This is a genomic window from Candidatus Arthromitus sp. SFB-turkey, from assembly GCF_001655775.1.
Classification (GTDB): Bacteria; Bacillota; Clostridia; order Clostridiales; family Clostridiaceae; genus Dwaynesavagella; species Dwaynesavagella gallinarum.
In genome coordinates this window covers 24,998-50,289 of the sequence record NZ_LXFF01000027.1, presented here as the reverse complement: position 1 = coordinate 50,289, position 25,292 = coordinate 24,998, and the positions used below count along the sequence as shown (strand labels likewise).

28 protein-coding genes are annotated in these 25,292 nt (G+C 25.3%); 22 read left to right on the top strand and 6 right to left on the bottom strand.

The window, feature by feature from the left end:
- Positions 1-1,160, top strand: a 1,160-nt coding sequence (locus A6P36_RS05530; RefSeq protein ID WP_156507985.1) for a beta-propeller domain-containing protein, incomplete at its 5' end; no start/stop codon positions are given.
- A 33-nt stretch (positions 1,161-1,193) separates the two neighbouring features.
- On the opposite strand, the gene speE is transcribed toward A6P36_RS05530, so the two are convergent.
- Together speE and speD are read right to left on the bottom strand one after the other, a co-directional pair.
- Positions 1,194-2,048, bottom strand: a complete 855-nt coding sequence (gene speE, locus A6P36_RS05525; RefSeq protein WP_066761790.1) for a polyamine aminopropyltransferase — start codon at positions 2,046-2,048, stop codon at positions 1,194-1,196.
- Positions 2,049-2,065: 17 nt separating this feature from the next.
- Positions 2,066-2,470, bottom strand: coding sequence for an adenosylmethionine decarboxylase (gene speD / locus A6P36_RS05520; RefSeq protein ID WP_304438766.1), 405 nt, complete (start codon positions 2,468-2,470; stop codon positions 2,066-2,068).
- A 328-nt stretch (positions 2,471-2,798) separates the two neighbouring features.
- Here speD and A6P36_RS05515 point away from each other — a divergent pair, with 328 nt between their 5' ends.
- Complete coding sequence (locus tag A6P36_RS05515) at positions 2,799-3,665, top strand: tRNA 2-thiocytidine biosynthesis TtcA family protein (protein ID WP_066761786.1); 867 nt, start codon at positions 2,799-2,801, stop codon at positions 3,663-3,665.
- Positions 3,666-3,713: 48 nt separating this feature from the next.
- Here A6P36_RS05515 and A6P36_RS05510 read toward each other — a convergent pair whose 3' ends face one another.
- Complete coding sequence (locus A6P36_RS05510; RefSeq protein WP_082917629.1) at positions 3,714-4,247, bottom strand: peroxiredoxin; 534 nt, start codon at positions 4,245-4,247, stop codon at positions 3,714-3,716.
- Between the two features lie 410 nt (positions 4,248-4,657).
- Here A6P36_RS05510 and A6P36_RS05505 point away from each other — a divergent pair, with 410 nt between their 5' ends.
- Positions 4,658-5,182: a TetR/AcrR family transcriptional regulator gene (locus A6P36_RS05505; protein ID WP_066761792.1), complete on the top strand. Its 525-nt coding sequence runs from the start codon at positions 4,658-4,660 to the stop codon at positions 5,180-5,182.
- Positions 5,183-5,191: 9 nt separating this feature from the next.
- On the opposite strand, the gene A6P36_RS05500 is transcribed toward A6P36_RS05505, so the two are convergent.
- Complete coding sequence (locus A6P36_RS05500; RefSeq protein ID WP_066761784.1) at positions 5,192-5,767, bottom strand: hypothetical protein; 576 nt, start codon at positions 5,765-5,767, stop codon at positions 5,192-5,194.
- Positions 5,768-5,875: 108 nt separating this feature from the next.
- Here A6P36_RS05500 and A6P36_RS05495 point away from each other — a divergent pair, with 108 nt between their 5' ends.
- The 19 genes from A6P36_RS05495 to A6P36_RS08455 all read left to right on the top strand — a co-directional run bounded on the left by A6P36_RS05495 (position 5,876) and on the right by A6P36_RS08455 (position 24,395).
- Entirely contained in the window at positions 5,876-7,525 is a 1,650-nt protein-coding gene (locus tag A6P36_RS05495; protein WP_066761782.1) for a glutamine--tRNA ligase/YqeY domain fusion protein, read from the top strand.
- Between the two features lie 94 nt (positions 7,526-7,619).
- On the top strand, positions 7,620-9,857 hold the full coding sequence (locus A6P36_RS05490) for an N-acetylmuramoyl-L-alanine amidase (protein ID WP_066761780.1): 2,238 nt from the start codon (positions 7,620-7,622) through the stop codon (positions 9,855-9,857).
- A 166-nt stretch (positions 9,858-10,023) separates the two neighbouring features.
- The gene (locus A6P36_RS05485; protein ID WP_066761779.1) at positions 10,024-11,091 is read left to right on the top strand and encodes a S24 family peptidase; all 1,068 of its coding nucleotides are present in this window, start codon (positions 10,024-10,026) and stop codon (positions 11,089-11,091) included.
- 82 nt (positions 11,092-11,173) lie between these two features.
- Complete coding sequence (locus A6P36_RS08115; RefSeq protein ID WP_156507984.1) at positions 11,174-11,347, top strand: hypothetical protein; 174 nt, start codon at positions 11,174-11,176, stop codon at positions 11,345-11,347.
- 77 nt (positions 11,348-11,424) lie between these two features.
- A complete protein-coding gene (locus tag A6P36_RS05480) occupies positions 11,425-11,610 on the top strand; it encodes a DUF4250 domain-containing protein (protein ID WP_066761778.1) in 186 nt (61 codons plus the stop codon).
- Positions 11,611-11,643: 33 nt separating this feature from the next.
- Positions 11,644-13,869 carry a heavy metal translocating P-type ATPase gene (locus A6P36_RS05475; protein ID WP_066761777.1) on the top strand — a complete coding sequence of 742 codons (2,226 nt, stop codon included), beginning with the start codon at positions 11,644-11,646 and terminating at the stop codon, positions 13,867-13,869.
- A gap of 19 nt (positions 13,870-13,888) precedes the next feature.
- Entirely contained in the window at positions 13,889-14,410 is a 522-nt protein-coding gene (locus A6P36_RS05470) for a thermonuclease family protein (protein WP_066761773.1), read from the top strand.
- A gap of 19 nt (positions 14,411-14,429) precedes the next feature.
- Positions 14,430-14,627, top strand: coding sequence for a heavy-metal-associated domain-containing protein (locus tag A6P36_RS05465; protein ID WP_066761771.1), 198 nt, complete (start codon positions 14,430-14,432; stop codon positions 14,625-14,627).
- A gap of 106 nt (positions 14,628-14,733) precedes the next feature.
- A complete protein-coding gene (locus tag A6P36_RS05460) occupies positions 14,734-16,938 on the top strand; it encodes a molybdenum ABC transporter substrate-binding protein (RefSeq protein ID WP_066761769.1) in 2,205 nt (734 codons plus the stop codon).
- Between the two features lie 130 nt (positions 16,939-17,068).
- Positions 17,069-17,302, top strand: a complete 234-nt coding sequence (locus A6P36_RS05455) for a hypothetical protein (RefSeq protein WP_066761767.1) — start codon at positions 17,069-17,071, stop codon at positions 17,300-17,302.
- A 36-nt stretch (positions 17,303-17,338) separates the two neighbouring features.
- Positions 17,339-17,557 carry a hypothetical protein gene (locus A6P36_RS05450; protein WP_066761765.1) on the top strand — a complete coding sequence of 73 codons (219 nt, stop codon included), beginning with the start codon at positions 17,339-17,341 and terminating at the stop codon, positions 17,555-17,557.
- A 93-nt stretch (positions 17,558-17,650) separates the two neighbouring features.
- Complete coding sequence (locus A6P36_RS08460; RefSeq protein WP_255363895.1) at positions 17,651-17,779, top strand: hypothetical protein; 129 nt, start codon at positions 17,651-17,653, stop codon at positions 17,777-17,779.
- A gap of 186 nt (positions 17,780-17,965) precedes the next feature.
- Entirely contained in the window at positions 17,966-21,076 is a 3,111-nt protein-coding gene (gene ileS, locus A6P36_RS05445; protein ID WP_066761763.1) for an isoleucine--tRNA ligase, read from the top strand.
- A gap of 43 nt (positions 21,077-21,119) precedes the next feature.
- Entirely contained in the window at positions 21,120-22,118 is a 999-nt protein-coding gene (locus A6P36_RS05440) for a LacI family DNA-binding transcriptional regulator (RefSeq protein WP_066761761.1), read from the top strand.
- Between the two features lie 80 nt (positions 22,119-22,198).
- Positions 22,199-22,771 carry a nucleoside recognition domain-containing protein gene (locus A6P36_RS05435; RefSeq protein WP_066761759.1) on the top strand — a complete coding sequence of 191 codons (573 nt, stop codon included), beginning with the start codon at positions 22,199-22,201 and terminating at the stop codon, positions 22,769-22,771.
- A 14-nt stretch (positions 22,772-22,785) separates the two neighbouring features.
- Positions 22,786-23,310, top strand: a complete 525-nt coding sequence (locus tag A6P36_RS05430; RefSeq protein WP_066761758.1) for a spore maturation protein — start codon at positions 22,786-22,788, stop codon at positions 23,308-23,310.
- Positions 23,311-23,399: 89 nt separating this feature from the next.
- On the top strand, positions 23,400-23,597 hold the full coding sequence (locus A6P36_RS05425) for a hypothetical protein (RefSeq protein WP_066761757.1): 198 nt from the start codon (positions 23,400-23,402) through the stop codon (positions 23,595-23,597).
- A 1-nt stretch (position 23,598) separates the two neighbouring features.
- A complete protein-coding gene (locus tag A6P36_RS05420) occupies positions 23,599-24,249 on the top strand; it encodes a hypothetical protein (RefSeq protein WP_066761756.1) in 651 nt (216 codons plus the stop codon).
- 17 nt (positions 24,250-24,266) lie between these two features.
- Positions 24,267-24,395 carry a hypothetical protein gene (locus A6P36_RS08455; protein WP_255363893.1) on the top strand — a complete coding sequence of 43 codons (129 nt, stop codon included), beginning with the start codon at positions 24,267-24,269 and terminating at the stop codon, positions 24,393-24,395.
- 25 nt (positions 24,396-24,420) lie between these two features.
- Here A6P36_RS08455 and folE read toward each other — a convergent pair whose 3' ends face one another.
- Positions 24,421-24,933: a GTP cyclohydrolase I FolE gene (folE, locus tag A6P36_RS05415; protein WP_066761752.1), complete on the bottom strand. Its 513-nt coding sequence runs from the start codon at positions 24,931-24,933 to the stop codon at positions 24,421-24,423.
- Between the two features lie 10 nt (positions 24,934-24,943).
- Complete coding sequence (locus A6P36_RS05410) at positions 24,944-25,276, bottom strand: 6-pyruvoyl trahydropterin synthase family protein (RefSeq protein ID WP_066761749.1); 333 nt, start codon at positions 25,274-25,276, stop codon at positions 24,944-24,946.
- Between the last annotated feature and the right edge of the window lie 16 nt (positions 25,277-25,292).

Sequence of the window (25,292 nt, the reverse complement as noted above, 5' to 3'; positions counted from 1 at the left end):
TTAAAATAAATGAATTTTCAATTGATGGGAATTATTATTTATTTAAAGAAAAGGATGGGATTATACATTTATTAGTTCAGGAAGAAGAAAATAAAATAAGTGTAGTTTCTGTAGATTTAAATAAAGATAGAATTTATCCTAAAATGCAAGAATTTAATGGAACTAAAATTAATTTTATGCATTTGTCTTTTGATGATTTATATATTGTTTGCAATGAGGATATGATAGATAAAAAGTTTACAACATTACATAAATTTCATGTTGATAAAGATATTTTGACTTATGTTGATAAAATATCTTTTGATGGTAATATTTTGAATGAAAAATTTATGAATGAACATATGGATAATTTGAGAATTTTAGTTTCTTGTGATAATGATAGAAATAAGATTTATTTTTTTGATGAGGATTTAAAACTTATAAATTCTATAGATGGAATATTTGAAAATGAGAATATAAATAACGTTTATTTTGATGGAGATATGTGTTATGCATCTGGTTTTTTTAAAAATGGGTATTTTTATATTTACGATTTAAAAAGTAATGAATTTAAAGAAGTTGGAAAATTAAAGTTATCTTCTTCTATTAATAATATTTATAAATTAAGTGATAATAAATTTCTTGCTATAGGAAGTGAAAATAGAGGAGATACATATAAGAATTTACAAAGTGATAAAGTGTATGAAATTATTAAAAATATAGGAATTAAGGTTATGTTAATAGATGTTTGTGATAAAGTTAATCCTAAAATATTTGATGAATATTTAATTAAAGGTAAGCAAGTTTATTCACCTTCATTTATGGATGAAAGCAAACTTTTATATTTAAGAGATAAAAATATATTAGTTCTTCCATTAGATATTAATAATTATAATAATGATGTTGATATAAATAGTGCTATGGAAGTTAGTCATAATTTTTATAGTAATTTTATTTTAAATTATGAAAAATTATTTAATGGAGTATATGTTTTTGATGTTAATGATGAAGCGGGTATAGACTTGAAATTTGTAATTGATAATAATAAAGAATTTAAGGTAGTTGATTATATAGATATTGATTATATAAAATTACATAAAAATAATATATTTATTTTTACAAATGATTGTTTGAAAGTTTTTAATCTTGAAGGTGTTTCTTTAGGTGAGTTTAAATTTTAATAGCCAAAGGGAATTAAATTTAATTCCCTTTGGCTATATTTTTGAAGATTTTATAATTTCTTTAACATAATTAGGAAGAGCAAAACTTCCTCTATGAAGTTCTGTATTATAATATTTGGTGTCTATATTGTTTTTATTCCAATTATCTATATTTTCATTTAGAGGATTAACTGATTTAGATGCAAATCCAAATAGCCAATGTCCAGAAGGATATGTTGGAATAAAAGCTTGATAATAATTTAAAATAGGAAATATTTTATTTATCTTATTACAAGATCTTTTTAATTCTTTTATATTAAATGGATAATAAGGACTTTCACTTTGGTTAACAAGAATACCGTTTTCTCTTAAGATTCTATAACAATTTTCATAAAATTCTATACTAAATAATCCTTCTCCTGGTCCTATAGGATCAGTTGAATCAACTATTATTAAATCGTAAGAGTTATTAGAAGAATTTTTAACAAAATCAATACCATCTTTAAATAAAAGATTTACTCTTGAATCTGTTTTAAGAGATTTAGATATTGTTGGAAGAAATTTTATTGATGCATTAACAACTTCTTCATCTATTTCAACCATTGTTATTGAGTTTATTGATTCATATCTACAAAGTTCACGAACAGTACCTCCATCTCCAGCTCCTATAACTAATACATCTTTAATATTAGGATTACATGCCATTGGGACGTGAGTTATCATTTCGTGGTATATGAACTCATCTTTTTCTGTTACCATCATTATATCGTCTATTACTAGATAATTTCCAAATAAATCGTTATTATATACATCTATTGTTTGAAATTTACTTTGAGTATGAAATAAGTGTTTATCTACTTTGTATGAAATTTTAACATTTTCATCATATTTTTCTGTAAACCAGTTCATTATTGTCCTCCAGTATTTTAATCGTTAGGTTTATGATAAATAGTTTTTATATCAAATTTTCCATGTTTTGCAATTTTTTGAGTAAGTCCTCTTGGAATTTCTGTTGATTCGCTAAGGTCAGCATCAAGTTTTTCTTCTAGATAATCAAACCCAACCCAAGGGTCAATAGTTCCACAAGTAAATAGGTCAACAGCAGCGTAACCATATTCAGGCCATGTATGAATAGTTAAATGAGATTCAGATATGATAACAGCACCGCTTACGCCGTAAGGGTTAAAATGATGAAAGCAACTTTCAACGATTGTCGCTCCCATTTTAATAGCAGCTTCTTTCATATGAGTTTCTATAAATTTTGGATCTTTTAAAAGTTCACTGTTACAGTTATAGTATTCAACTAAAATATGACGACCTAATGCATTAATAGTATGCACTTCACACCCTCCCTTAAAACAATAAAAGTTTACTTAATAAATATATAAAGTTTAGTATAATTAAACTCTATAACACAAAAATTCAAGTCACTACAATATTTAACTAATTCTAATTAAATATAATAATGACTTGTGAAAATCAATTTGAAGTATAGTATATTAAACTTTGACTTGCAATATATCTGACTTAAAATATATAATAAATTTATTTCGTAGTCAATATAAAAAAATAAAGTATTTAAAATTAAAATTAATAAATTTATTTTTTAATATATAAATTTAAATTATTTTGTGTATTCCACATAAGGAGAAATTTATTATGAGCGATAGAAATACAATTGCTTCTCATTGTGAATCTCATATTCCGGAAGGGGAAAGAAAATCTTTAGAAGAGATTGAAAATAGTATAATAAAAAAATATAGAAAGAGGATTTGGACAAAATTTACTAAAGCAATAAATGAATATAATTTAGTTAATGATGGAGATAAAATTGGAATTGCTATTTCAGGTGGAAAAGATTCTCTTCTTCTTGCTAAATTATTTCAAGAGTTAAAAAGACATGGAAGAAATAATTTTGAACTTGAATTTATTGCAATGGATCCAGGATATCATAAACATATACGTAAATTATTGGAGGATAATTGTGCTCATTTGAATATACCTGTAAAAATATTTGAGTCAGATGTGTTTTTAGTTGTAGATAAAATTGCTAGAGAGTATCCATGTTATATGTGTGCACGTATGAGGAGAGGTTTTTTGTATGCAAAAGCAAGAGAACTTGGATGTAATAAGTTAGCTTTAGGGCATCATTTTAATGATGTAATTGAGACAACACTTTTAAATGTTTTTTACTCAGGAAATTTTAAAACAATGCTTCCAAAGCTTAGATCAGATAATTTTGATAATATAGAGCTTATAAGACCGATGTATTTTATAGAAGAGCAATCTATTATTACATTTATAAAAAATTCTGGTATATTAGCTTTAAATTGTGCTTGTATGGTTGCGGCGAAAAGAATTGGAAATAAAAGATATGAAATAAAAGATTTAATTTCTAGTATGAAGAAAAATTATAAACATGTAGATAAATCTATTTTTTCGGCGGCTCAAAATGTAAATATGGATAGTATACTTGGTTGGGTAAAAGATGGAGAAAAAATTTCTTATTTAGATGAGTATGAATAAACATTTTAAAAAAAGAGATGAATTTAAAATTCATCTCTTTTTTGTTTTTTAGTTTAAGAAAGAATTTCCTTCTTTCCAGTTAGCAGGAACTAATTTTCCAGCTTTAGCTTGTTGAGCAGCTTTTAAAATATTAACAACAGCGTCAACATCTCTACCAGCGCCTAGATCTGAAATAGATACATATCTTATGATAGATTCATCATCAATTATAAATATTCCTCTCTGAGCAGCTCCAAAATCTTCGATATAAACTCCGTAGTTTTTAGAAACTTCGTGAGTTAAGTCAGAAGCTAGTGGAAATTTTAATTCGCCAAGACCATTTTTAATCCAAGCTCCGTGAGTAAAGTGAGAGTCTATACTTACTCCTAAAACTTCAGCTCCACATTCTTTAATTTCATCGTACCTTTCACTGAAGGCTCTTATTTCAGTAGGTCAAACAAAAGTGAAGTCTAGTGGGTAGAAAAATAATACAAGCCATTTTCTAGAATAATCTTTTAAAGAAACAGTTAATTCTTTAGAACCGTCTCCTGATATTGCAGTCATTTTAAAATCAGGAGCTTTAAGTCCAACAATTCTTTCCATAAAAATATCTCCTTTAAATATAAATTTAAAAAGTTTAAGTACTTTAAGTACAAATTGAATTTATCATAAGTGAAATAGATATTCAACTTTATATAAAAGATATTTATTAAAAACTTTATATATTTTTATAAATTTTGTTAATTTAACAAATTGTATAAATGTTAAGTGTATTAAAAGTTTTAAAAATTGGTAAAGTTATTTCTAAAACACTAAAATAATTATATAATAGTATAGTATTTGAGATTTATTTTTACCAGATTGTAATTTAATATGTAGATTAAATTATGTTTTTTAATTTAATATTTATTAAGTTATAATTTTTTTGAGGTAAAGAAATTGAGGATAAATTCATTTTTTGAGAAAGGAGATAGCTATTTAAATTTTTAAATTTGAATAGTTTCAAAATGTGGATGCCTAAATCGGTTTTGTGCGACAAAAAAGAAATTTATGAAAGAGTTAAAAGTTTATTTCTTGTAAATGGTTACTCGGGGGTTGATATAAAGACTATTGCTTATGAATGTAAAATGGCAGTAGGAACCTTTTATAATTACTATGAAAATAAGGAAGAAATATTTTGTGAAATTATAAGTGATAGTTGGAATTTGTTTTTTAAAACACTGAAACGTAAGAAGGTGTTAGGTGAATTTATAGAAGAGATTTATTATTATATTAGGAACAATAAGGGATTTGGTTTAACATTTAAGAGTATACCAATTGAGAAAGCAAATAACGTAAATAATTTGTATGATAAAATAGTAAATGATGTAGCAAGACATATTGTAAATTTTATAAACGATGATTATAAGAACATAGGAAGAAGAATAGCATTATCCTTGTTTATGTCAATAATACTTTTTACAAATTCTTATGAATTTAATGATAAGGATAATTTGGAGTTTATATATAATTTGTTTTTAAGTTACCAAAAAAAGTAAAAACAGGCATTATTTGGCCTGTTTTTTGTGTTTATATGAATATATAATGCAAAAGGAAAGTGTTCCTATGGTATTTGCTATAATATCTGACATTGTATCTAACAGACTATTATTTTGAGTATTTAATCCCAATAATTTATCTACGGAAAATTCGTAAATTTCCCAAAGTGTACCACAAGTTGTTGAGAAACAAAAAATTATAAAAATTATAAATAATATTTGTGTTTTATTTATATCTAGATTTAATTTATTTATGAAGAATTTTATAAATGGTATGGATAAAACAGATGCTACAACTCCAAAGGATATGTGTAGGAGAAAATCAAATTCAGATATTAATCCATAAAAGTTTAAGGTTGTCCCTAAAAAAATTGATATAAAAATTTGAAATTGTAATATAGTTACTTCAAATGATGTGAAAGGAAGAGGAAGTACTCTAACAAAAAGTATGCTAAGTATTTCTGCAATTAAAAAAGATACTCCTCCATAATATAAATTTTTATTTGGAGTAAAAAAAGCTAAAATCAGAATTATAATTGATAGGGATAAATTTATTATCTCTGTTAATGTAAATTTTTTTACCAAATTGACCTCCTTTTAAAAGCTTTTTAAATAGGGAATATTAAAGAGTGTACACTAAAATATTTAAATATGCTATAGTAAAATAAAATATAAGGTTAAGGAAGGTTTTTTATGGAAAGTGAATTTAAAACATCGAATTTTATTCGTAATATTATTATTGATGATCTAAAGAATAAAAAATATGAAACTATAATAACAAGGTTTCCACCAGAACCTAATGGGTATTTACATATTGGTCATGCTAAATCTCTTGAAATAAATTTTTCTTTAGCTGAGGAGTTTGGAGGAAAAACAAATTTAAGATTTGATGATACAAATCCTTTAAAAGAAGATGTGGAATATGTTAATTCAATTGAGGAAGATGTAAAGTGGCTTGGATATAAGTGGGATAAGGTTATATTTGCATCTGATTATTTTGAAATTATGTATGAAAAGGCAATGTTTCTTATTAAAAAGGGATTATCTTTTGTTTGTGATTTAACAGGAGAAGAAATTAAAAAGTTTAGGGGGAATCTTCAAGAGCCTGGAGTTGAATCTCCATATAGAAATAGAAGTGTTGAGGAAAATATAGATTTATTTACTCGTATGAAAAATGGAGAGTTTAAAGATGGGGAAAAGGTATTAAGAGCTAAAATTGATATGTCTTCTAGTAATATGAATATGAGAGATCCCGTTATTTATAGAATTTCTCACACTCCACACCATAACACAGGAGAAAAATGGTGCGTTTATCCAATGTATGATTTTGCTCATCCATTAGAAGACGCAATAGAAGGAATTACTCATTCTATTTGTACTCTTGAGTTTGAGGATCATAGACCTCTTTATGATTGGTTTGTTCGTGAGTGTGAAATGGAAAATGTTCCGAGACAAATTGAGTTTGCGAGACTTAATTTAACAAATACTGTTATGAGTAAAAGAAAGCTTAAGGCTTTAGTTGATGAAAATATTGTAGATGGTTGGGATGATCCGCGTATGCCAACTATTGCTGGATTTAGGAGAAGAGGGTTTACACCAGAATCTATTAGAAATTTTTGCCGTGCTATTGGGGTTGCTAAAGCAAATAGTTTAGTTGATTATCAAATGCTTGAGCACTTTTTAAGAGAGGATTTAAATCCAAAATGTAAGAGAATTATGGCAGTAATTGATCCTATAAAAGTTGTTATAACTAATTATGAAGAGGGAAAAGTTGAAGAGTTATTTATTGAAAATAATAAAGATGATGAATCTATGGGAACTAGGAGAATAACTTTTTCAAAATATATTTATATAGATAGAGATGATTTTATGGAAAATCCACCTCCTAAATATTTTAGACTCTTTAAAGGAAATGAAGTAAGGCTTAAGGGAGCTTATTTTATAAAGTGTAATGAGGTTATAAAAGATGAAAATGGAAAAGTAATTGAGCTTCATTGTACTTATGATCCTGAAACTAAAAGTGGAAGTGGTTTTTCAGGAAGAAAGGTTAAAGGAACAATACATTTTGTTGATTCTTCTTCTTCAATACCTGCTCAGTTTAGATTATTTGAACCTCTTATTTTAGATGGGAGCAGTGACTCTGATTTTCTTAAAAATATAAATGAGAATTCTTTAAGGATTTGTGAGGGATTTATAGAAGATAATGCTAAAGGAAGTAAGGGATTTGATAAATATCAAATATTTAGACATGGATATTTTTCAGTTGATCCTAAATATACAACCCAAGATAAATTAGTTTTTAATAGAATAGCATCTCTTAAGAGTTCTTTCAAATTAAAATAAGTAAAATTTTATAAAAGTAGCTTTTATTTGGAAGTATAGTTTTTTTCAAAATGCAAAACATATATAAGATTAATTTCTTTTGTAGGTGGTTTGTTTGAAAAAAATTTTTAAGCTACTTTTATTTTTTTTGTGTACATTTTCTCACGTATTGTTCTATTCTTATGAAGTTTTAACTAAAGAAATTAAGTATGAAATGAGAGGAGCAATTCTTAGTTTAGATGAATTTGATTTTTATTTAGATGAATTTGATTTAGTTAAATTTAAGAATTATATAACAACTTCTTATGATGAATTTAAAAATAACGGTTTTAATACTGTATTTATTGATTTATCAAAATTTATTGATTTACATATCACTGAAAAATTTAACAATAGAGAAGAAAATATGTTAAATTTTATTGTTAAAGAAGGTTTAAAAAGATGTTTAGATATACATGCATCTTTTTTTGATTTTTCTTTAAAAAATATAGAAAATGAAAATATAGAAGCGTATTTAACTGCTCTTCCAGAGAAATCATTTATAAAAAATAATAGAGAGTGGATTGTAAAATTTAATGATAAGTATTATTTAGATCCAGGGGTACATGAGGTTAGAGATTATTTTATTAATTTAATAGTGAATTTATCTAATAAGTTTAAGTTTGATGGTGTTTATTTAAATGATACTATTTATCCTGAAAATATTAATAGATATGTTTTTAATGATTCATACAGTTATGCTAAATACAATGAAGATAAACTTTCAAAAGATAGTTGGAGACGCCAAAATATAAATGATTTTATGAAAATTTTAGGAGAAAAATTTAAAAGTTATAAAAATGAATTGAAGTTTGGAGTTGGTGTTAATTACATTTGGAGGACTATTCACAATGATTCAAATGGATTAAATTATGATGGATATTCTGATTATGATAGGGGTTCTTTTGATTCTTTAAATATAAGTAAAATGGGGTATGTTAATTATATTGTTGTTAAAATTGATGATAGTATAGTAGAAGAAGATAATATAAAAGATATTATTTCTTGGTGGGAAAAGAAACTTAGAATACATTTAGTTGATGTTTTTGTCCAAGGAAATAAAAATATTTTAAATATTTTAAATGAAGTTAGAGATAATTTTTTTATAAATGGGTTTGTACTTAAGGAATTTGAAAATAATAATGAAATTAAACATTTATTAAGTGAAAAAGCTTTGATTCCAAGGTTTAAATCTTTTGATAGTTATTATACTGCTACAAATGTTGAAGTTACTCCAAAGATTGTTGGAGAAAATATAGAATTTAGTGTTTTAGATGAAGGGTTTGAAAATACAAAAAGTTTTGTTGTATATAAGTTTCCATATGATGATTTAAATTTTGAAAATGGAAAATACATAGAAGATATATTACCTAGTGGTGGTAAATTAACTAAGTTAAATGTTAAAAAAGATAATGGTGTTTATGCTGTTACAAAATTAAATTATAATTCTATTGAAAGCAAAATAGTTTCAGCATTTATTTTAAATGATGATTTTGGACTTATTGAAGAGAAATTTTTAGTTGATAAACCTAGAGTTATTAATGATGAAATTCAATTTATGGTAAATTCATATAGTAAAAATAATGAGATTAAATTTTTGCTTGAAAGAGATGGAGAGTTTTTATTAGAAAGTGAATTTGGAAATGAAAATTTATACTCCTTTATTCCAGAAAAAGAGGGAATTTATAAATTAAATGTGTTCATATCTAAAGATAAAGATAGAGAAAATATTTTAAAATCCTATTTAAATTTTGAGGTTAAAAATGAATATGTTGTTGTTTTAGATGCTGGACATGGTGGAGAAGAGCTTGGAGCTAAAAGTTTTGATGGAATTTTAGAGAAGGATATAAATTTATCTATATGTAACTATATTAGTGAACTATTAGGAAATGTTGAAAAAGTTAAGGTTAAAAATACACGTGTAAATGATATAAAAATTGATTTAAGTGATAGAGTAAAATTATGCTCATTTTTAGGAGGAGATATATTCTTATCAATACATCAAAATGCTTTTGATAATGAAAAAGTTAATGGTATTGAAACGTATTATTACTTAAAGGAAAATTTTAGTAAAGAATTGTGTGAATTTATACAGAAAAATTTAATAAGTGAAACAAACGCTTTTGATAGAGGTATAAAAAATTCAAATTTTGTTGTTTTACGTGAGAATATAGTTCCTTCAACTCTTATAGAATGTGGATTTATAACCAATAATGAAGAACTTAAAAATCTTATTAATGAAGAGTATCAAAAAAATATTTCACAAGCAATATTTAAAAGTATAATTTCATTTTTAGATATAAAAGATATTTAGGAAGTGTTTGATAAAACACTTCCTTTTTATGTTAAAATTTGCGAAAATTTATTTAAATTTGTCAAAAAATGAAATATTAAAATATACTTTTTTATAAATATATATTATAATACTTATAAAATACTTAGAATAACAAAAGATGATTAAAACTTGGAAGGGATGACATATGGTAGTAGTTTCTTTAGATATGTTTTTAAATAATACGCAGGATACATTTGTTAAACATAAAAATGATAAATTTTGTTTAGTTAAAGGACACAGAAATTCAGGAAAAACAATTTCGATAATATTTAAAACTTTATACTTAAAAAGAAACTATTGTTTCGAAAAAGAAGATAAAATATTATTTTTAACATCAAAAGAAGAGTGTGGAAATGTTGCAGATATTTTTAATTACATAAATAGAAGTGATTTATATAAATCAATAATCCCATCAGATGATATTGAAGTTCATGTTTTATCATATGAAGATCTTGTTTCATTAAAAATGGACAAGGTTTATGCTCATGTGATAATTGATAATATTGAAAAAATGGATGAAAATAAGATAACATACGTGTTTTCACTTTTTAAAAATTGTTCTTATTCCAAAGTTTATTTTATACAAAATTCAATTGATAATATTGAAAATGTTTTAAGTATACTGGAATGTTCAAGAAAATTAATAGGTGTACGTGAGGGAGTATTTAAATTTAGATATGTAATAGATAATGGAGATAGAGATGAGTTTACTCAAATAAGTATGACCCCAGATATTAAGTATCTAAATTATACTTATAAAGAATATGTAGATTTTTGTACGAAGAAAATAAATGGTTATTACACAAAATGTAGAAATTTGTATATAGATAAAGGTACATTTTTACATAATGTGACAAATGAAAGTTTAGATGTTTGTTTGTTAAATAGAGAGTTAAATATTAAAGGTTTTGTCAAAGTTTTTAAACAATGGATGAATTATAAAGAGGATTTGTGTTTTGTAGAAATAGATGATGAGGGTATGGGAAGATATGATTTATTTAGAGGAGATATTGTTTTGATTGATAGGAGCTCTAATATAGAAAATAGTGATGTTGTTGTAATTTTAAAGAATGGATATATTTATGCTAGAAAATTTATTGAAGATGAAAATAAATTTAAATTCATTTCAAGTGAAAATATATTTAAAGAAATACGTATGGATGATGATGTTATTGTTTTGGGTAAGGTTTTAGGATATATAAGGGAATATTAAATTTAAATTTATTAATTTATATTAATATGTATTTAGTTGTGGTATAATTAAATAAAAAGTTTAGAAGTTTTGAGGTGATTTTATGAAGTTATACAAATTAGGTTTATTGGCTTTGACTTTATCATTAGTGGCTACAGTTATTATTTTAGATAAGAAAAGAAATGCAGAATGTGATTTTGATTGTGCTGATGATTCAGATGAAAATGTACAGGAAGAATCCTCAAATAATATAGTAGTTGAAGAGGCTACTATTTAACTTTAAAATTTTAAATGATTTAATTTTTTAACTTTCTTAAATTTTTTAAGGAAGTTAAATTTTTTGTGAGGTGTTTTATGGATTTATTAAAAATGGATAAAAATATGTTTTTAAGTATAGTTAATATGAAACTTAGAGATTCTTTTAGTGATATAGAAGATTTGTGTTCTTATTTTTCTATAGAAGTAAATGAATTTTATGAAAAATTAAAGGAATTTAATTTAATTTATGATAGGGATGTGAATCAAATTAAAAATTTATAATTATAAGAAAATTGTTTTCATAGGGGAAATTATATGAAGAAGAATTTAAAAATTACGGGAATGACATGTGCTGCATGTTCTTCATCTATTGAAAAAGCAATTTCAAGGAAGAAAGGAATTAAAAGTGCTATGGTTAATCTTTCAACAGAAAGGTTAACTGTAGAATTTGATGAAAATATTATTTTACTTGATCAAATAGAGGAAATAATTTTAAAACTTGGATATGGAATTGATAAATCACAAAGTAGTAGTTATTTAGATAAAAATATTCATACAAAAAAAATATTGATTAGATTTATAATTTCACTTATTTTCACTGTTCCACTTTTATATATATCCATGGGACATATGTTTTCATATGAGGTTGTTGATTTTTTAAATCATGAAAAAAATCCACTGAATTTTACTATAGCTCAGTTTATATTAGTTATACCAGTTTTAATTGTAGGTACTCCTTTTTTTAAAAAGGGAATAAAAAGTTTAATAAATTTTAAACCCAATATGGATTCATTGATTACTATTGGGACTATTTCTGCGTTTTTATATTCTCTTTATGAAAGTGTAAAAGTTATTAGTGGAAATCATGCTTCAGCCATGAATCTTTATTATGAATCTTCAGCCACTATACTTACTTTAATTACACTTGGAAAATATTTAGAAGAGGTTACTAAAGGAAAAACATCTAATTCTATAAAAAAATTAATAGGTCTTTCACCTAAGACAGCACTAGTTGAACGTGATGGAGTTGAGGTGGAGATTAAAATTGAAGATGTTAAGGTTGGAGATATTTTAATTGTAAAGTCTGGGGAGAAATTTCCTGTAGATGGTGAAATAATTTATGGTTCTTGTTTGGTAGATGAATCTATGATTACAGGTGAGAGTATTCCTATTTCAAAGAAAATAAATGATAAAGTAATAGGTGCTAGTATAAATAAAAACGGATTTGTAAAATATGTTTCAACAAAAATCGGTGAAGATACAATGTTATCTCAAATAATTAAACTTGTTGAAGAAGCTCAAAATTCAAAATCTAAAATTGCAAAGCTTGCAGATAAGGTATCTTATTATTTTGTTCCAACAATAATTTTTATAGCAATTGTTTCATTTTTGTTTTGGATATTTTATAGAAGAGATTTTGAATTTGCATTTACTATTTTTGTGTCTGTACTTGTTATAGCGTGTCCATGTGCTTTAGGTCTTGCAACACCAACGTCTATTATGGTTTCAACAGGACTTGGAGCAGAAAATGGTATACTTATAAAATCAGGAGAAGCTCTTGAGATTGCTCATAAAACTAATGTTGTTGTTTTAGATAAAACAGGAACTATAACTGAGGGAAAGCCTAAAGTTACGGATTTACTTATAAATAGTGATGTGTTTAATGATGAAAAAGAATTTTTAAGTTATGCAGTTAGTATTGAAAAGGGATCTGAGCACCCTTTAGGAGAAGCTATTTTAGAGTATGGTATTGAGAAAAAAGTAGATATTTTTGAAATTGAAGATTTTAAAAATATAGAAGGAATGGGTGTTTCAGCTTCAGTAAATTTTAAAAGAATATTACTTGGTAATAAAAAACTTTTAGATGAGAATAATATAAACATCGGAGAGTTTAAAAATGTAAGTGATATTCTCGCTAATTCAGGTAAAACGCCAATGTATATGGTTGTGGATAATAAATTTGGTGGAATTATAGCAGTTGCAGATACTGTTAAAGAAAACTCTAAGAAAGCTATAGAAAAATTAAAATCAATGGGAATAAAGGTTTTAATGCTTACTGGAGATAATAAAAAAACTGCTTTAAGTATTGGAAAAGAAGTTGGAATAGAAGAAGTTATAGCTGAGGTTTTACCTAAGGATAAATCTTTAGAAGTAAGTAAATTAAAAGATATTGGATATAAGGTTTGTATGGTAGGAGATGGTATAAATGATGCCCCAGCTCTTATGAATGCACATATAGGAATTGCTATAGGATCTGGTACTGATATTGCTATAGAATCTGCATCAGTTATTTTAATGAAAAATGACTTGTTTGATATACCAAAGTTTTTCAAACTTTCAAAAAATACTATTAGAAATATTAAACAAAATTTATTTTGGGCTTTTTTGTACAATGTAATCGGTATTCCTTTTGCTATGGGAGTATTTTATTTATTTGGAGGAAGTTTATTAAATCCAATGATAGCAGCACTTGCTATGAGTTTTAGTTCTGTATCGGTTATTTTAAATGCAATAAGGCTTAAATTTATAAAAATAAGTTAAATATTTTGGAGGGTTTAATTTGAAATTTAAATTCAGAAATCTATTTATAATTATTTTTAGCTGTTTTATTTTACTGTCTTGTTTAAGTGGATATAATGGAAATTTAAAAAAGGTATCTTTAAATAGAGTAATAGATGGAGATACAATAAAAGTTTCAATAGATGGTAAACTTGAAAATGTTAGGTTACTTCTTATAGATGCACCTGAGCTTAGAGGGAGTTATCCTTATTCAAGTGAAGCTAGAAAATTTTTAGAACGTAGACTTTCTGATGATGAATATGTTTATTTGGAGATGGATGGTAAAGAAAGAGATAACTATGGAAGACTTCTTGCTTATGTTTGGTATTATGATGGAGATAAACTTAAAATGTTAAATGAAGATGTCGTTGGTGAGGGCTTGGCACGTGTTGCGTATGTTTTTGAAGGTGCTAAACATTTAGAAATATTGAATTTAGCTCAGGAAAATGCTAAAGTTAAAGGTGAAAATATTTGGAGTATAGAAGGATATGTTACTGATAGCGGATTTAAAAAGCAAAATTGATTTTATAGGAGTATAGTTTATGAAAAAAATATTTATAAGCGGTATGAACTGTAAGCATTGTGAAAGTAAAATAGAGAATGCTTTAAAAGATATTGGTGCAAGTTTTATAGAAATTGATTTAGAAAATAAAATTGTAAATGTAGAAATTGATAAATCTAATGAAGAGATAATTAATGCAATAGGTGATTACGGATTTGATGTAGATAAAATTGAATAGAGATTTTTAAAACTGGCAAGTTTATGAGATTTTTCTTGTAAATTGTCAGTTTTTTTATATTTTATAACATATTTGATTAGTGTAAAATTAAATTAGGAGGGAATATATGGGGGATTATATAAAGACAAGGAAGTTTATTTATTTTTTAATTGGGTTTGTTTTAGTTATATTCTTTTTAATTGTGGGGATTCTTCAAATTTTTTTGAAAGATAAAGATGTGAAAATGGCTAATGGAACCATAAGTCAATTAAAAGAAAATACAAATTTAATTGAAAAAATTTATTTAGAATGGTGGAATTCTTCTTTAAATAAGGTTTCATCACAAGGGGTTAAAGATATTTATGAAATTAAAAATACTTATGAAAGTTTAAATATTATTGTTAAAGATAGAAATGTTTTAAGAGATGTAATTTTAAATGAAATAATAATAGATGGTACTCCACTTTTAAATTATGATTTTGAAGTTGTTGAAACTAAAGATGGAAAAAGTATTTTTAAAATTCCAATTAGTGAATTTAGTGAAAATAACACAAATAAATTAACGGAAGTTATAACTGTCTATAATAGGTATGATAATATTTTTTACAACATAGAAATTGATTCTTTTGAGTTTAGATTTAGTTTTTCAAAAGATTCTAATTTTTTATATTTGAATTTTGAAAATTACATATCAAATTTTTATGACAAAGAATTTAAAGTGGAAACTAGTTATTATAGCGATAATTCCCAAAATTTTATTTATAGTTTTGGTCATGTAAATAAGAATGTGAAAATTCCTATTGTAAATAATTTGAAGGTTTCTTTAGAAAGTAAAGATGTGGATACTTTTTTCAAAGAAAATACTAGTTTCACTTTGTATAATAGGTTTGGAAATCCTTTTATAACTATAGGAGTTTTAAATTCTTCAGAACTTAGGGTTATAAATAATTATAATTTGTCAAATGTATATGATATTGAGCTTAAGGATCAAGTATTTGTGTTTGAATCGAATGAAGATAATATTTTTAAAATCAGCAAAAGAGAAGATGATTCTGTAGATATAATTAATTTAATTGATAATTACAAAATATATTTTGATGAAAATATGATGAAAACTTATAAACTTTATGAAGATGAAGGAGAAATTGATGATGAGAATTTAATTAACTTTAGAATTTATAGAGATTTAAGAGATGGAAATTATGTTTTTGCTCCTAATAAAAGCATTGGTTTATATAGATTTTATGATTTTAAAGAAGATAAATTTTTATCTTATAACGAAGAAACAAATAAATTTGTTGATAAAGAAATTGGAAGTAAATTTGTAATAACAAATGATAATAAAATTTTTGATATTTCAAATAGAGTTTTTTTAAAAAGAGATGAAGGAAATAATAAAAATTATTTTTATATAGGGGATAGTAATTTTGAAAATGGACATGTTTTTGAATTTAATAATATGACATCCTCTTTATTTAAAAAAGTTAGTTATGATGAAATAAAAAAAGAAATAGTTTCTGGAAATTACATACAAGTTCTTTTGAAGAATAAAGAAACAGATGAATTTTTAAGTGTTGATTTAAAGTCATCTGAAGCTATAAATCAAACTTTATACAATGATTCTTATTTAAATATTAAGTTTAATTATAATAAAGGTGTTAGTGATTTAAGTAATTTTTTATTTGAAATACGTCCATATAATAATGAACTTACCAGTTTTAATTTATACAGCAAAGCTACGGGAACATCTTTAAATACTGATTATGGATTTTTAAATAATAAATTAATATTTGATAAAAATAATGACAATAAAGTTAGATTTGTTCTTGAAAAAAATGATGGAAGAGATAATGAATTTAAAATAAAAGATGATTATGGAAGTTATCTAGCTTTTGATGAATCGGATAATTTTGCAAAGGTTACTTCATCTGGATTTTTGAAAAAGTTTTTTAATGTTGAAGATAATTTTGATGTTTTTGAAATTTACATGGTTGATTTTGAAACTTTAGAGGATATAAATTCTGGGTTTTATATTTCCTTTTCTTCAAAGAAGCCTAAAGATGAAGTGTTTTTAAATAAAGTAACTTTAGAAGATAAACACCAAAGTTTAAAGAGTATAGATGAGTATATTGTGCTTAAAAATAAGGAGTTTTTATTTTTAAGTGGAGATAATTTAATTGAAGATATGGTAGTTACGACTAATTATGGAAATTTAAAAGGTATAGAAAAAACTCTTATTTCAATAAGAAATGAGGATCATTTAGGTTATAGATTTAGAATTTTAAATGGAATAAACAATACAAAAGATATAGATTTTAAATTTCAAGATTAGAAAAAGTTACAATAAAGTTTAAAAAGTATTGTGTTTAAATGTAAATTATTATATAATATTATTAATATATTGTGAATTTACATCATGGTTTTTAAAATAAATTTTTTTGTGTTTTTAGGAGGTGTGTATCGTGGGGTTTAATCCTGGTAATGGTGTTGGACTTGGAAAAGTTTTACTTGGAGGAACTTTAGGTTTAGCAACAGTAATTGGTTTAAGTGTTGGACTTGGAATTGAAGGTAGCAAAAAAGCTGTTTATGATGAAAAAATTGAAATTCTTAAAGATGAATTAAGGACAAGTAGATTAATAGCAGATGATATAAATATAGATCCACCTGGCGGAAAAGGATTTATTAATTCTAGGTAAGTAAATTGAATTTAAAGAAAAAGGAGGGGGAATTTTATGAAATTGCGTTGGTTAGTTGTTGGAGCAGGTATGGTTACAGTTTTAGGATTGGTAGGAGGACTTGCTGGAGTTGGGGTTTCTAATCTTGATAAGCCCAGTCAAATAGATAGATTAAGTGATGAAATTAATGATACTATTTATCCACCTATTCCACCAGAGTCTAGAGTATTACCAAGAACTGGGCCTTCATTACCTTCACCTGGATATGAAAACTAATATTTAAAATTTATATAAGTTTTAAGTGTTATAAGCGGATTAAATAGAGTTTTACATAGAAGAGGGTTTTATGAATCGCTGAGTAATTGGTGGTTGTGTAGGAATAAGTTTATCATCGTTATAGTAGGAACTGTAGGATTAGATCCTGCCTTTAAACTTAGTGATTACTCTAGAATAAAATCTAAGATAGATAGGTTAAGATGTGAGTTACTTCATAAATAATTATCTTTGTTTTCATATACGAATTGAAACTAAAATTATTTTTTTAAATTAATAGGAAGTGTACGTAATTGACAATTTTACTATATGAATTTATAATTTTAAAAAATGATTTAAAATACTTCACTTTAAATTTTAGAGTGAAGTATTTTTAGTTTCTAGGGAGAAATTAATTTGTTGGAGGAGTTTATGTATAAAAAAGTTGATTCTAGTGTTTCTATGAGTGAAATAGATAAAAATATACTCGATTTTTGGGGAAAAAATAATATTGTAAGTAAAAATTTTGCATTAAATGAAGATGGTGAGTATTTTAGTTTTTATGATGGTCCACCAACAGCTAATGGAAAGCCTCATATAGGTCATGTTATAACTCGTGTTATTAAGGATATAATTCCAAGATACAAAGTTATGAAAGGATATAAAGTTTTAAGAAAAGCAGGATGGGATACTCATGGTCTTCCTGTAGAGCTTGAAATTGAGAAAAAATTAAAAATATCTGGTAAAAAAGAAATTGAAGAATTTGGTGTTAGTAAATTTGTAAATGAATGTAAAGATAACGTTTTTAAATATGTTGAGATGTGGGAAGAAATGTCTAAAAAAATTGGATATTGGGTAGATATGGAGAATCCATATGTAACGTATCACAACAATTATATAGAATCTGTTTGGTGGGCATTTAAGGAAATGTGGGAGAAAGATTTGCTTTATAAAGGTCATAAAATTCTTCCTTATTGCTCAAGATGTGGAACTGGTCTTTCCTCACATGAGGTTGCCCAAGGATATAAAGACGTTAAAGATAATACTGTTGTTGTTAAATTTAAAGTTAAAGGATTTGAAAATAAATACATTTTAGCTTGGACAACTACTCCTTGGACTCTTCCTTCAAATACTGCTCTTGCTATTAATAAATCTTACACTTATGTTGAAATTAAAGTGGAAGATGAAATTTTTATTTTAGCTAAGGATTTAATAAAGGTTTTAGGAGATATAGAATATGAAATCCTAAAAGAGTTTAAAGGGGAAGAAATTTTAAATCTTGAGTACAAACAATTACTTTCTTATATAAAACCAGAGGGAAAAGGTTTTTATGTAGTTCATGGGGATTATGTAACTTTATCTGATGGTACTGGTATTGTACATATTGCACCTGCTTTTGGTGAAGATGATAATAAACTTGGAAAAAAATATAATTTACCTTTTATAAATCCAGTAGATCTTCAAGGAAAATTTATAGATGAAATAACAGATTTCAAAGGTATGTTTGTAAAAGATTGTGATCTAAAAATTATAAAACTATTAGAAGATAAAAATAGTTTATTTAAATCTGAAAAATATACTCACTCATACCCACATTGCTGGAGATGCGATACTCCACTTCTTTATTATCCAAAAGATAGTTGGTATGTTAAAACTACTGCTATTAGAGAAAATCTTTTGAAAAATAATAATGAGGTTTCATGGTATCCTGATAATATTAGAACTGGAAGATTCGGAAAATTCTTAGAAAATGTAATAGATTGGAGTATTTCAAGGGATAGATATTGGGGAACTCCTCTTCCTATTTGGGAATGTAAATGCTCACATAGAGAATGTATTGGTTCTATCTCTGAACTTAAAGAAAAGGGAATAAATGTTCCAGAAGATATTGAGCTTCATAAACCATTTATTGATAATGTGAAACTTAAGTGTGAAAAGTGTGGAGAGGAAATGGAGAGAACTAAAGAAGTTGTTGACTGTTGGTTTGACTCTGGAAGCATGCCCTTTGCACAATATCATTATCCTTTTGAAAATAAAGAATTATTTGAGAAAAATTTTCCAGCACAGTTTATATCAGAAGCTGTTGACCAAACAAGAGGATGGTTTTATACATTAATGGCTATTTCTACTGCGATTTTTGATAAAAGTCCTTTTGAAAATTGTATAGTTTTAGGTCATGTTCTAGATAAACATGGTAAAAAAATGTCAAAACATTTAGGAAATGTTGTAGATCCAAATGAAGTTATAGATTCTTTGGGAGCAGATGCTGTTAGATGGCATTTTTATACATCAAGTTATCCATGGCTTCCATCTAGATTTTCAGAAGATGATGTAAAAGAAGTTCATAGAAGATTTTTATCAACTTATTGGAATGTTTATTCTTTTTACGTTTTGTATGCTAATTTAGATAAATTTGATCCTTCAAAACATAGAGATTTTAAAATTGTAAGCATTATGGATAAATGGATATTATCTAAATTAAATACTTTGATTAAAGAGGTAGATTCTTTACTTGAATCTTATAAAATAACAAATGCTGCATTTAAAATTGAAACTTTTGTTGATGAGCTTTCAAATTGGTATGTTAGACGTAATAGATCCAGATATTGGATAGGTGGTGTAGATGAGGATAAAATAAGTGCATTTATGACTCTCTATATAGTTTTGGTTGATTTATCAAAATTATTGTCTCCATTTATTCCATTTATTACAGAAGAGATTTATCAAAATCTTGTTGTTAATATTGATAAAAATTCTCCAGAAAGTATACATTTATGTAAATTTCCAATATGTAATGAAAATTTAATTGATAAAGATCTTGAAAAACATATGGATTTGGCTTATAAAATTGTAAAACTTGGAAGAAGTGCGAGAAATAATGCTAATATAAAAAATAGACAACCGCTTTATAAAATATTAGTTAGTGGGGAAAATTTAGAAATATATTATCATTCCATTATAAAAGAAGAATTGAATGTTAAAGAAATTGAATTTAATGCCGATATAAGCAAGTATGTTAATTTTGATATTAAACCTAATTTACCTATAATAGGTAAGGCTTATGGAAAACATATACCGACTATACGTAAATTTTTAAATGAAAGTGATCAAATGGATCTTGCTTTGAAATTAAATAAAGGTGAAAGTGTAGAGTTAAATCTAGGAGAAGAAAGTATTTTACTTAGTAAAGAAAATTTATTAATAAATATGAATGGACTTGGAGGGTATGCTTTTTCTGGAGAAGGATCTATAGGAGTTATACTTGATACGAGTATAGATGAAACTTTGAAAGAAGAAGGATTTGTTAGAGAAATTATAAGTAAAATTCAAAATCTAAGAAAAGAAAAACGTTTTGAAGTAAGTGATAAAATAAGAATTTATATAAAAAATAGTGAAAGTTTAATTAATGTCATTGAAAAGTATAAGGATAATATAAAAAAGGAAACTTTAACAGTTGATATATTATTTGAAGAAAACAATTTAAATTATATTGATTTAAATATAAATGGAGAAATATTGACGTTAGATATTTTGAAAATATAAAATTTTAAGAGAGGAGCAGTTACTAAGTGTAGCAAATGTAGTTATGGCTATTTCGATTAAAGATGTTGCAAGAGAAGCAAAAGTATCCATTGCAACTGTGTCTAGGGTTTTAAATGGAATTGAAGTTGTAAATGAAGAAACACAGAAAAGAGTTAGAGATGCTGTTGAGAAATTAGGGTATAGACCTAATATTATAGCTAGAAGTTTAAAGACTCAAAGAACAAGAACTATTGGTATTTTAATTCCTGATATTTCGAATTCTTTATACCCAGAGATAGTACGTGGGATTGAAGATGTTGCAAATATTTATAATTATAATATAATTTTGTGTAATTCAGATTTGAATCTTGATAAAGAGAAAGAATATGTATATATACTAAAAGAAAAGATGGTAGATGGTTTACTTTTTATGAGTAATTCGTTAGATGAAGATGTTTTAAGTATTATACAAAAACTTAACATGAAAACTGTTTTAATTGAAACAAAGTTTGATAATAAAAATATTCCAAATATTACAATAAACAATGTAGAAGCAGCTAAAGAGGCGGTTAATAAACTTATTTCAAATAAAAGAGATAGGATTTTGTATATAGGAGATCATAAAGATGTTTTAAATGCTTCTGCTTATAGATTTAAGGGATATACAGAAGCTTTACTTGAAAATAATTTAAAGATTTTAGATGAGCTTGTTTGTTTTTGTAAGCCGTTTTTAAACAATGGCTATAATTATGTGCAAAAGAAGATATCTCAAGGTATTAATTTTAACGGAGTATTTTGTACGTGTGATGAATTAGCTATGGGAGCAATAAATGCTTTAAGAGATAATAATATAAAAGTTCCAAATGATTGTGAAGTTATAGGATTTAATAATACTTTAATGTCATCGGTTTTTTATCCTAAATTGACAACAGTTGATCCTTCAAGTTATGATTTAGGATCAATAGGCATGAGAATGCTTTTAAAAATTATTAATAATGAGCATGTTGATAATTTAAATTACGTGGTATCACATAATTTAATAGAGAGAGAGAGCACAAGGTAATTGTGCTCTTTTTTTCTTTTTTAACATAAAAAGAGAATAAGAAAAATAAAATTATCTTAAAAGTTATTTGGGGTGATTATTTGATAAATTATATTTGGTTTTTTATGATAGGATCTGGATTAATTGTTTCTTTAATTAATGGAAGTGGAGAAAAAATTACTAAAGCTATAACTGATTCAACTTCTTCTACTGTAACATTTGTAATTTCTTTAGTGGGTATTATGTGTTTATGGTGTGGAATCATGAAAATTGCAGAAGAAAGTGGTCTTACAAATAAAATTTCTAAAATTTTAAAACCAATTTTGAAAATTTTATTTAAAGAAAAGAATAATGAAAAGGTTATGGGACCTGTGGTTATGAATTTAACTGCTAATATTTTAGGACTTGGAAATGCTGCAACTCCATTTGGTATAAAAGCTATGGAGGAACTTGATGTTGTTAATGAAAAAAAGGGCATTGCTTCTAATGATATGGCACTTTTTTTAGTGTTAAATGCTAATTGTATTCAATTATTTCCAACAACAATTTTATCTATTAGAGCTATTGAGGGGTCTTCTAATCATGGAGTAGTTATGTTTGGAATTATTACTACAACTTTTTTAACCAGTATAATTTCAGTTATTATTTGTAAAATTCTTCAAAGAATTTTTTAATTGGAGGTGAAAAAATGTCATTAATATCATCTTCATTTATTCCAATTATTATTTTGTTTATAGTAAGTTATGGTGTGTTTAAGAAAGTTAAGGTTTATGAAGTATTTGTTGAAGGAGCTAAAGATGGGCTTAAAATATGTAAAAATATTTTTCCTTATCTTTTATGTATGCTTTTAGCTATAAAAGTTTTTAGAGAATCTGGAATACTTGAGTACATAATTAATTTTATTGAACCGTTTACAAATGTTTTGGGAGTACCAAAAGAAGTTATAACTCAAATTTTTATAAAACCTTTATCAGGTAGTGGAGCACTTGGAATTTTTACAGATAATATGAAGAATTTTGGTCCAGATTCATTTTTAGGTGTATTATCTTCTGTTTTAATGGGATCTACTGAAACTATATTTTATACTATTGCTCTTTATTTTGGGGCGGTAAAAATAAAAAAAATAAGACATACACTTTGGACTGCTATTTTATCTGAAATAATTGGAGTTATACTCGCTATAAATATTACAAAAATAATATTTTTTAATTAACATAAAAAATAAATAAAATGAATAAATTTTTATTAAGGTTTTTTAATATATTATACGAAGGAGAATTAATTTAAGGAGTTGTATTCTTCTTGAGAATAGTAAAAGGTTTTTTAATGATAGTCGGTTTACTTACATGTTTTATAGGAGTTGAACCAGTACAACAATTTTTAACAAGTGGAAGGGAATTACTTGTTACATTTATTATAAAAATATTTCAAACTACAATATCATGTTTTATATTAATGTCTTTTGTATCATTTAGTATGAGAAGAGTATTAGGAGTTTGATATGAATAATAGTGGATTACAAGTAATTAAAAATGAAAATTTTAATGTGCATTCAAGAATAAATGGTGAACAATTAAAGAAGAAAAAATATTTAATAAGATTTACGATTTTTATAATTCTATCTCTTACTATATTTGGTGGAATATTTTTTATTAAAGATAAATTTGAAAATGTTAAGAGTTTTGAAGAAAATCTAAATTTTCAAAAACAAAAACTGGCAGAAGAAAGACTTTCTATGGAAAAAACTTTTAAAGAAGAAAATGACAAACTTTTGAAATTACAACTTGAATATGAAGAGAAGAATAAGCAATTAAATGAAACTTTAAACTCTCTTAAGGTTAAGGAAGAAACTTTAGATTCTGAAATTTTAAAAGTTGAAGAACTTAAAGAACTATTAAAAAAACAACTTGTTGATATATATGGTTTAAATATAGATAGGCAATATGATAATAAAACTGTTGAAAATGATGAAACAAAAAATTCTAGTAGTGGTTTATTAGAAGAAGAAAATGGAAATGAAGCGATACATACAAGTATAATGGCTGGAGAGGATAAGGCAGATGATAAAGTTATTGATCAGGAAAAAATGCTTAGTATTGCAAACGCAGATTGGTTTATAAAATTTGATTCTCTAGGAGAGTTTAGTTATTAATATTTAAGGTGGTTTGTATGATATCTTTAAGAGATATAAAAAATGATATAGAACAAGGGTTGCGTGAAATGAGTGCAAAAGAAAGGCTTCAATTTTATGTAACAGTAGGTATTGGATTGTTTTTTATATTAGCAGTTATATTTTAAAAAGGCATAGGTTTTTCTATGCCTTTTATTTTTTGTATACAAATTCTGTTTCTGTATAAGAACTAGTTTTTGAAATTCCTCTCATAGTCATACACATATGAGATGCTTTTATATGAACTTTTACATAATCGCAGTTTAAATATTTAACTATTGTTTCCCCTATTTGCTTAGTTAACTTTTCTTGAACTTGGAGTCTTTTTGAAAAGGCGTTTACTAGTCTACCGAATTTTGATAATCCTAGTATTTCTTCTTTTGGAATATATTCAATGTTAACGTGTCCAAAAAATGGTAGAAGATGATGTTCGCATAATGAAAAAAATTCAATTGAATTAATTTTTACGATATCCTTTGAATGATTATGTAATTTGAATTTTTTACTCATTATTTCTTCAATATTTTCATTATATCCATTTAAAATTTCCCTAAGTGATTTTGAAACTCTTTTTGGAGTATCTATTAAGCCTTCTCTATTTAAATCTTCTCCAATTTCTTTTAATATGGTTTTAACCGCATTTTCTAAATTTATGTTTTTATCCAAATAATCACCTCTAATCAATTTCGTATATTGCTAAATTATTTTCAGTTTCATAAACTTCAACTTTATAACAATTGGTAATTTCATGACATATCCATTTTGCTAAATTTTCAGCAGTAGGATGAAAGTTTAAAACTTCATTTATATTTTTGTGATCTAGTTTATTATGTATTTTAGATTTTATCTCTTTAAAATCTACAACCATATCATTTTCATTTAAATTTTTAGATTTACAGTGAATGTATATTACGTAGTTATGTCCATGAAGATTGTTACAAGGTGTCTCGTAAGGAAGATTTAAATTATGGGAACAAGATAACATAATTCGTTTTCTTACGTAAAACATTTTAATACCTCCTTTA

What these genes read in the sequence shown, in the direction of transcription:
- A6P36_RS05460 (WP_066761769.1), top strand. Translation starts at nt 14,734, where the DNA reads ATGGGGGATTATATAAAGACAAGGAAGTTTATTTATTTTTTAATTGGG.
- A6P36_RS05475 (WP_066761777.1), top strand. Translation starts at nt 11,644, where the DNA reads ATGAAGAAGAATTTAAAAATTACGGGAATGACATGTGCTGCATGTTCT.
- speE (WP_066761790.1), bottom strand. Translation starts at nt 2,048, where the DNA reads ATGAACTGGTTTACAGAAAAATATGATGAAAATGTTAAAATTTCATAC.
- A6P36_RS05480 (WP_066761778.1), top strand. Translation starts at nt 11,425, where the DNA reads ATGGATTTATTAAAAATGGATAAAAATATGTTTTTAAGTATAGTTAAT.
- A6P36_RS05440 (WP_066761761.1), top strand. Translation starts at nt 21,120, where the DNA reads ATGGCTATTTCGATTAAAGATGTTGCAAGAGAAGCAAAAGTATCCATT.
- A6P36_RS05410 (WP_066761749.1), bottom strand. Translation starts at nt 25,276, where the DNA reads ATGTTTTACGTAAGAAAACGAATTATGTTATCTTGTTCCCATAATTTA.
- A6P36_RS05465 (WP_066761771.1), top strand. Translation starts at nt 14,430, where the DNA reads ATGAAAAAAATATTTATAAGCGGTATGAACTGTAAGCATTGTGAAAGT.
- A6P36_RS05420 (WP_066761756.1), top strand. Translation starts at nt 23,599, where the DNA reads ATGAATAATAGTGGATTACAAGTAATTAAAAATGAAAATTTTAATGTG.
- A6P36_RS05515 (WP_066761786.1), top strand. Translation starts at nt 2,799, where the DNA reads ATGAGCGATAGAAATACAATTGCTTCTCATTGTGAATCTCATATTCCG.
- ileS (WP_066761763.1), top strand. Translation starts at nt 17,966, where the DNA reads ATGTATAAAAAAGTTGATTCTAGTGTTTCTATGAGTGAAATAGATAAA.
- A6P36_RS05450 (WP_066761765.1), top strand. Translation starts at nt 17,339, where the DNA reads ATGAAATTGCGTTGGTTAGTTGTTGGAGCAGGTATGGTTACAGTTTTA.
- A6P36_RS08455 (WP_255363893.1), top strand. Translation starts at nt 24,267, where the DNA reads ATGATATCTTTAAGAGATATAAAAAATGATATAGAACAAGGGTTGCGT.
- A6P36_RS05495 (WP_066761782.1), top strand. Translation starts at nt 5,876, where the DNA reads ATGGAAAGTGAATTTAAAACATCGAATTTTATTCGTAATATTATTATT.
- A6P36_RS05430 (WP_066761758.1), top strand. Translation starts at nt 22,786, where the DNA reads ATGTCATTAATATCATCTTCATTTATTCCAATTATTATTTTGTTTATA.
- A6P36_RS08115 (WP_156507984.1), top strand. Translation starts at nt 11,174, where the DNA reads ATGAAGTTATACAAATTAGGTTTATTGGCTTTGACTTTATCATTAGTG.
- A6P36_RS05485 (WP_066761779.1), top strand. Translation starts at nt 10,024, where the DNA reads ATGGTAGTAGTTTCTTTAGATATGTTTTTAAATAATACGCAGGATACA.
- A6P36_RS05505 (WP_066761792.1), top strand. Translation starts at nt 4,658, where the DNA reads ATGCCTAAATCGGTTTTGTGCGACAAAAAAGAAATTTATGAAAGAGTT.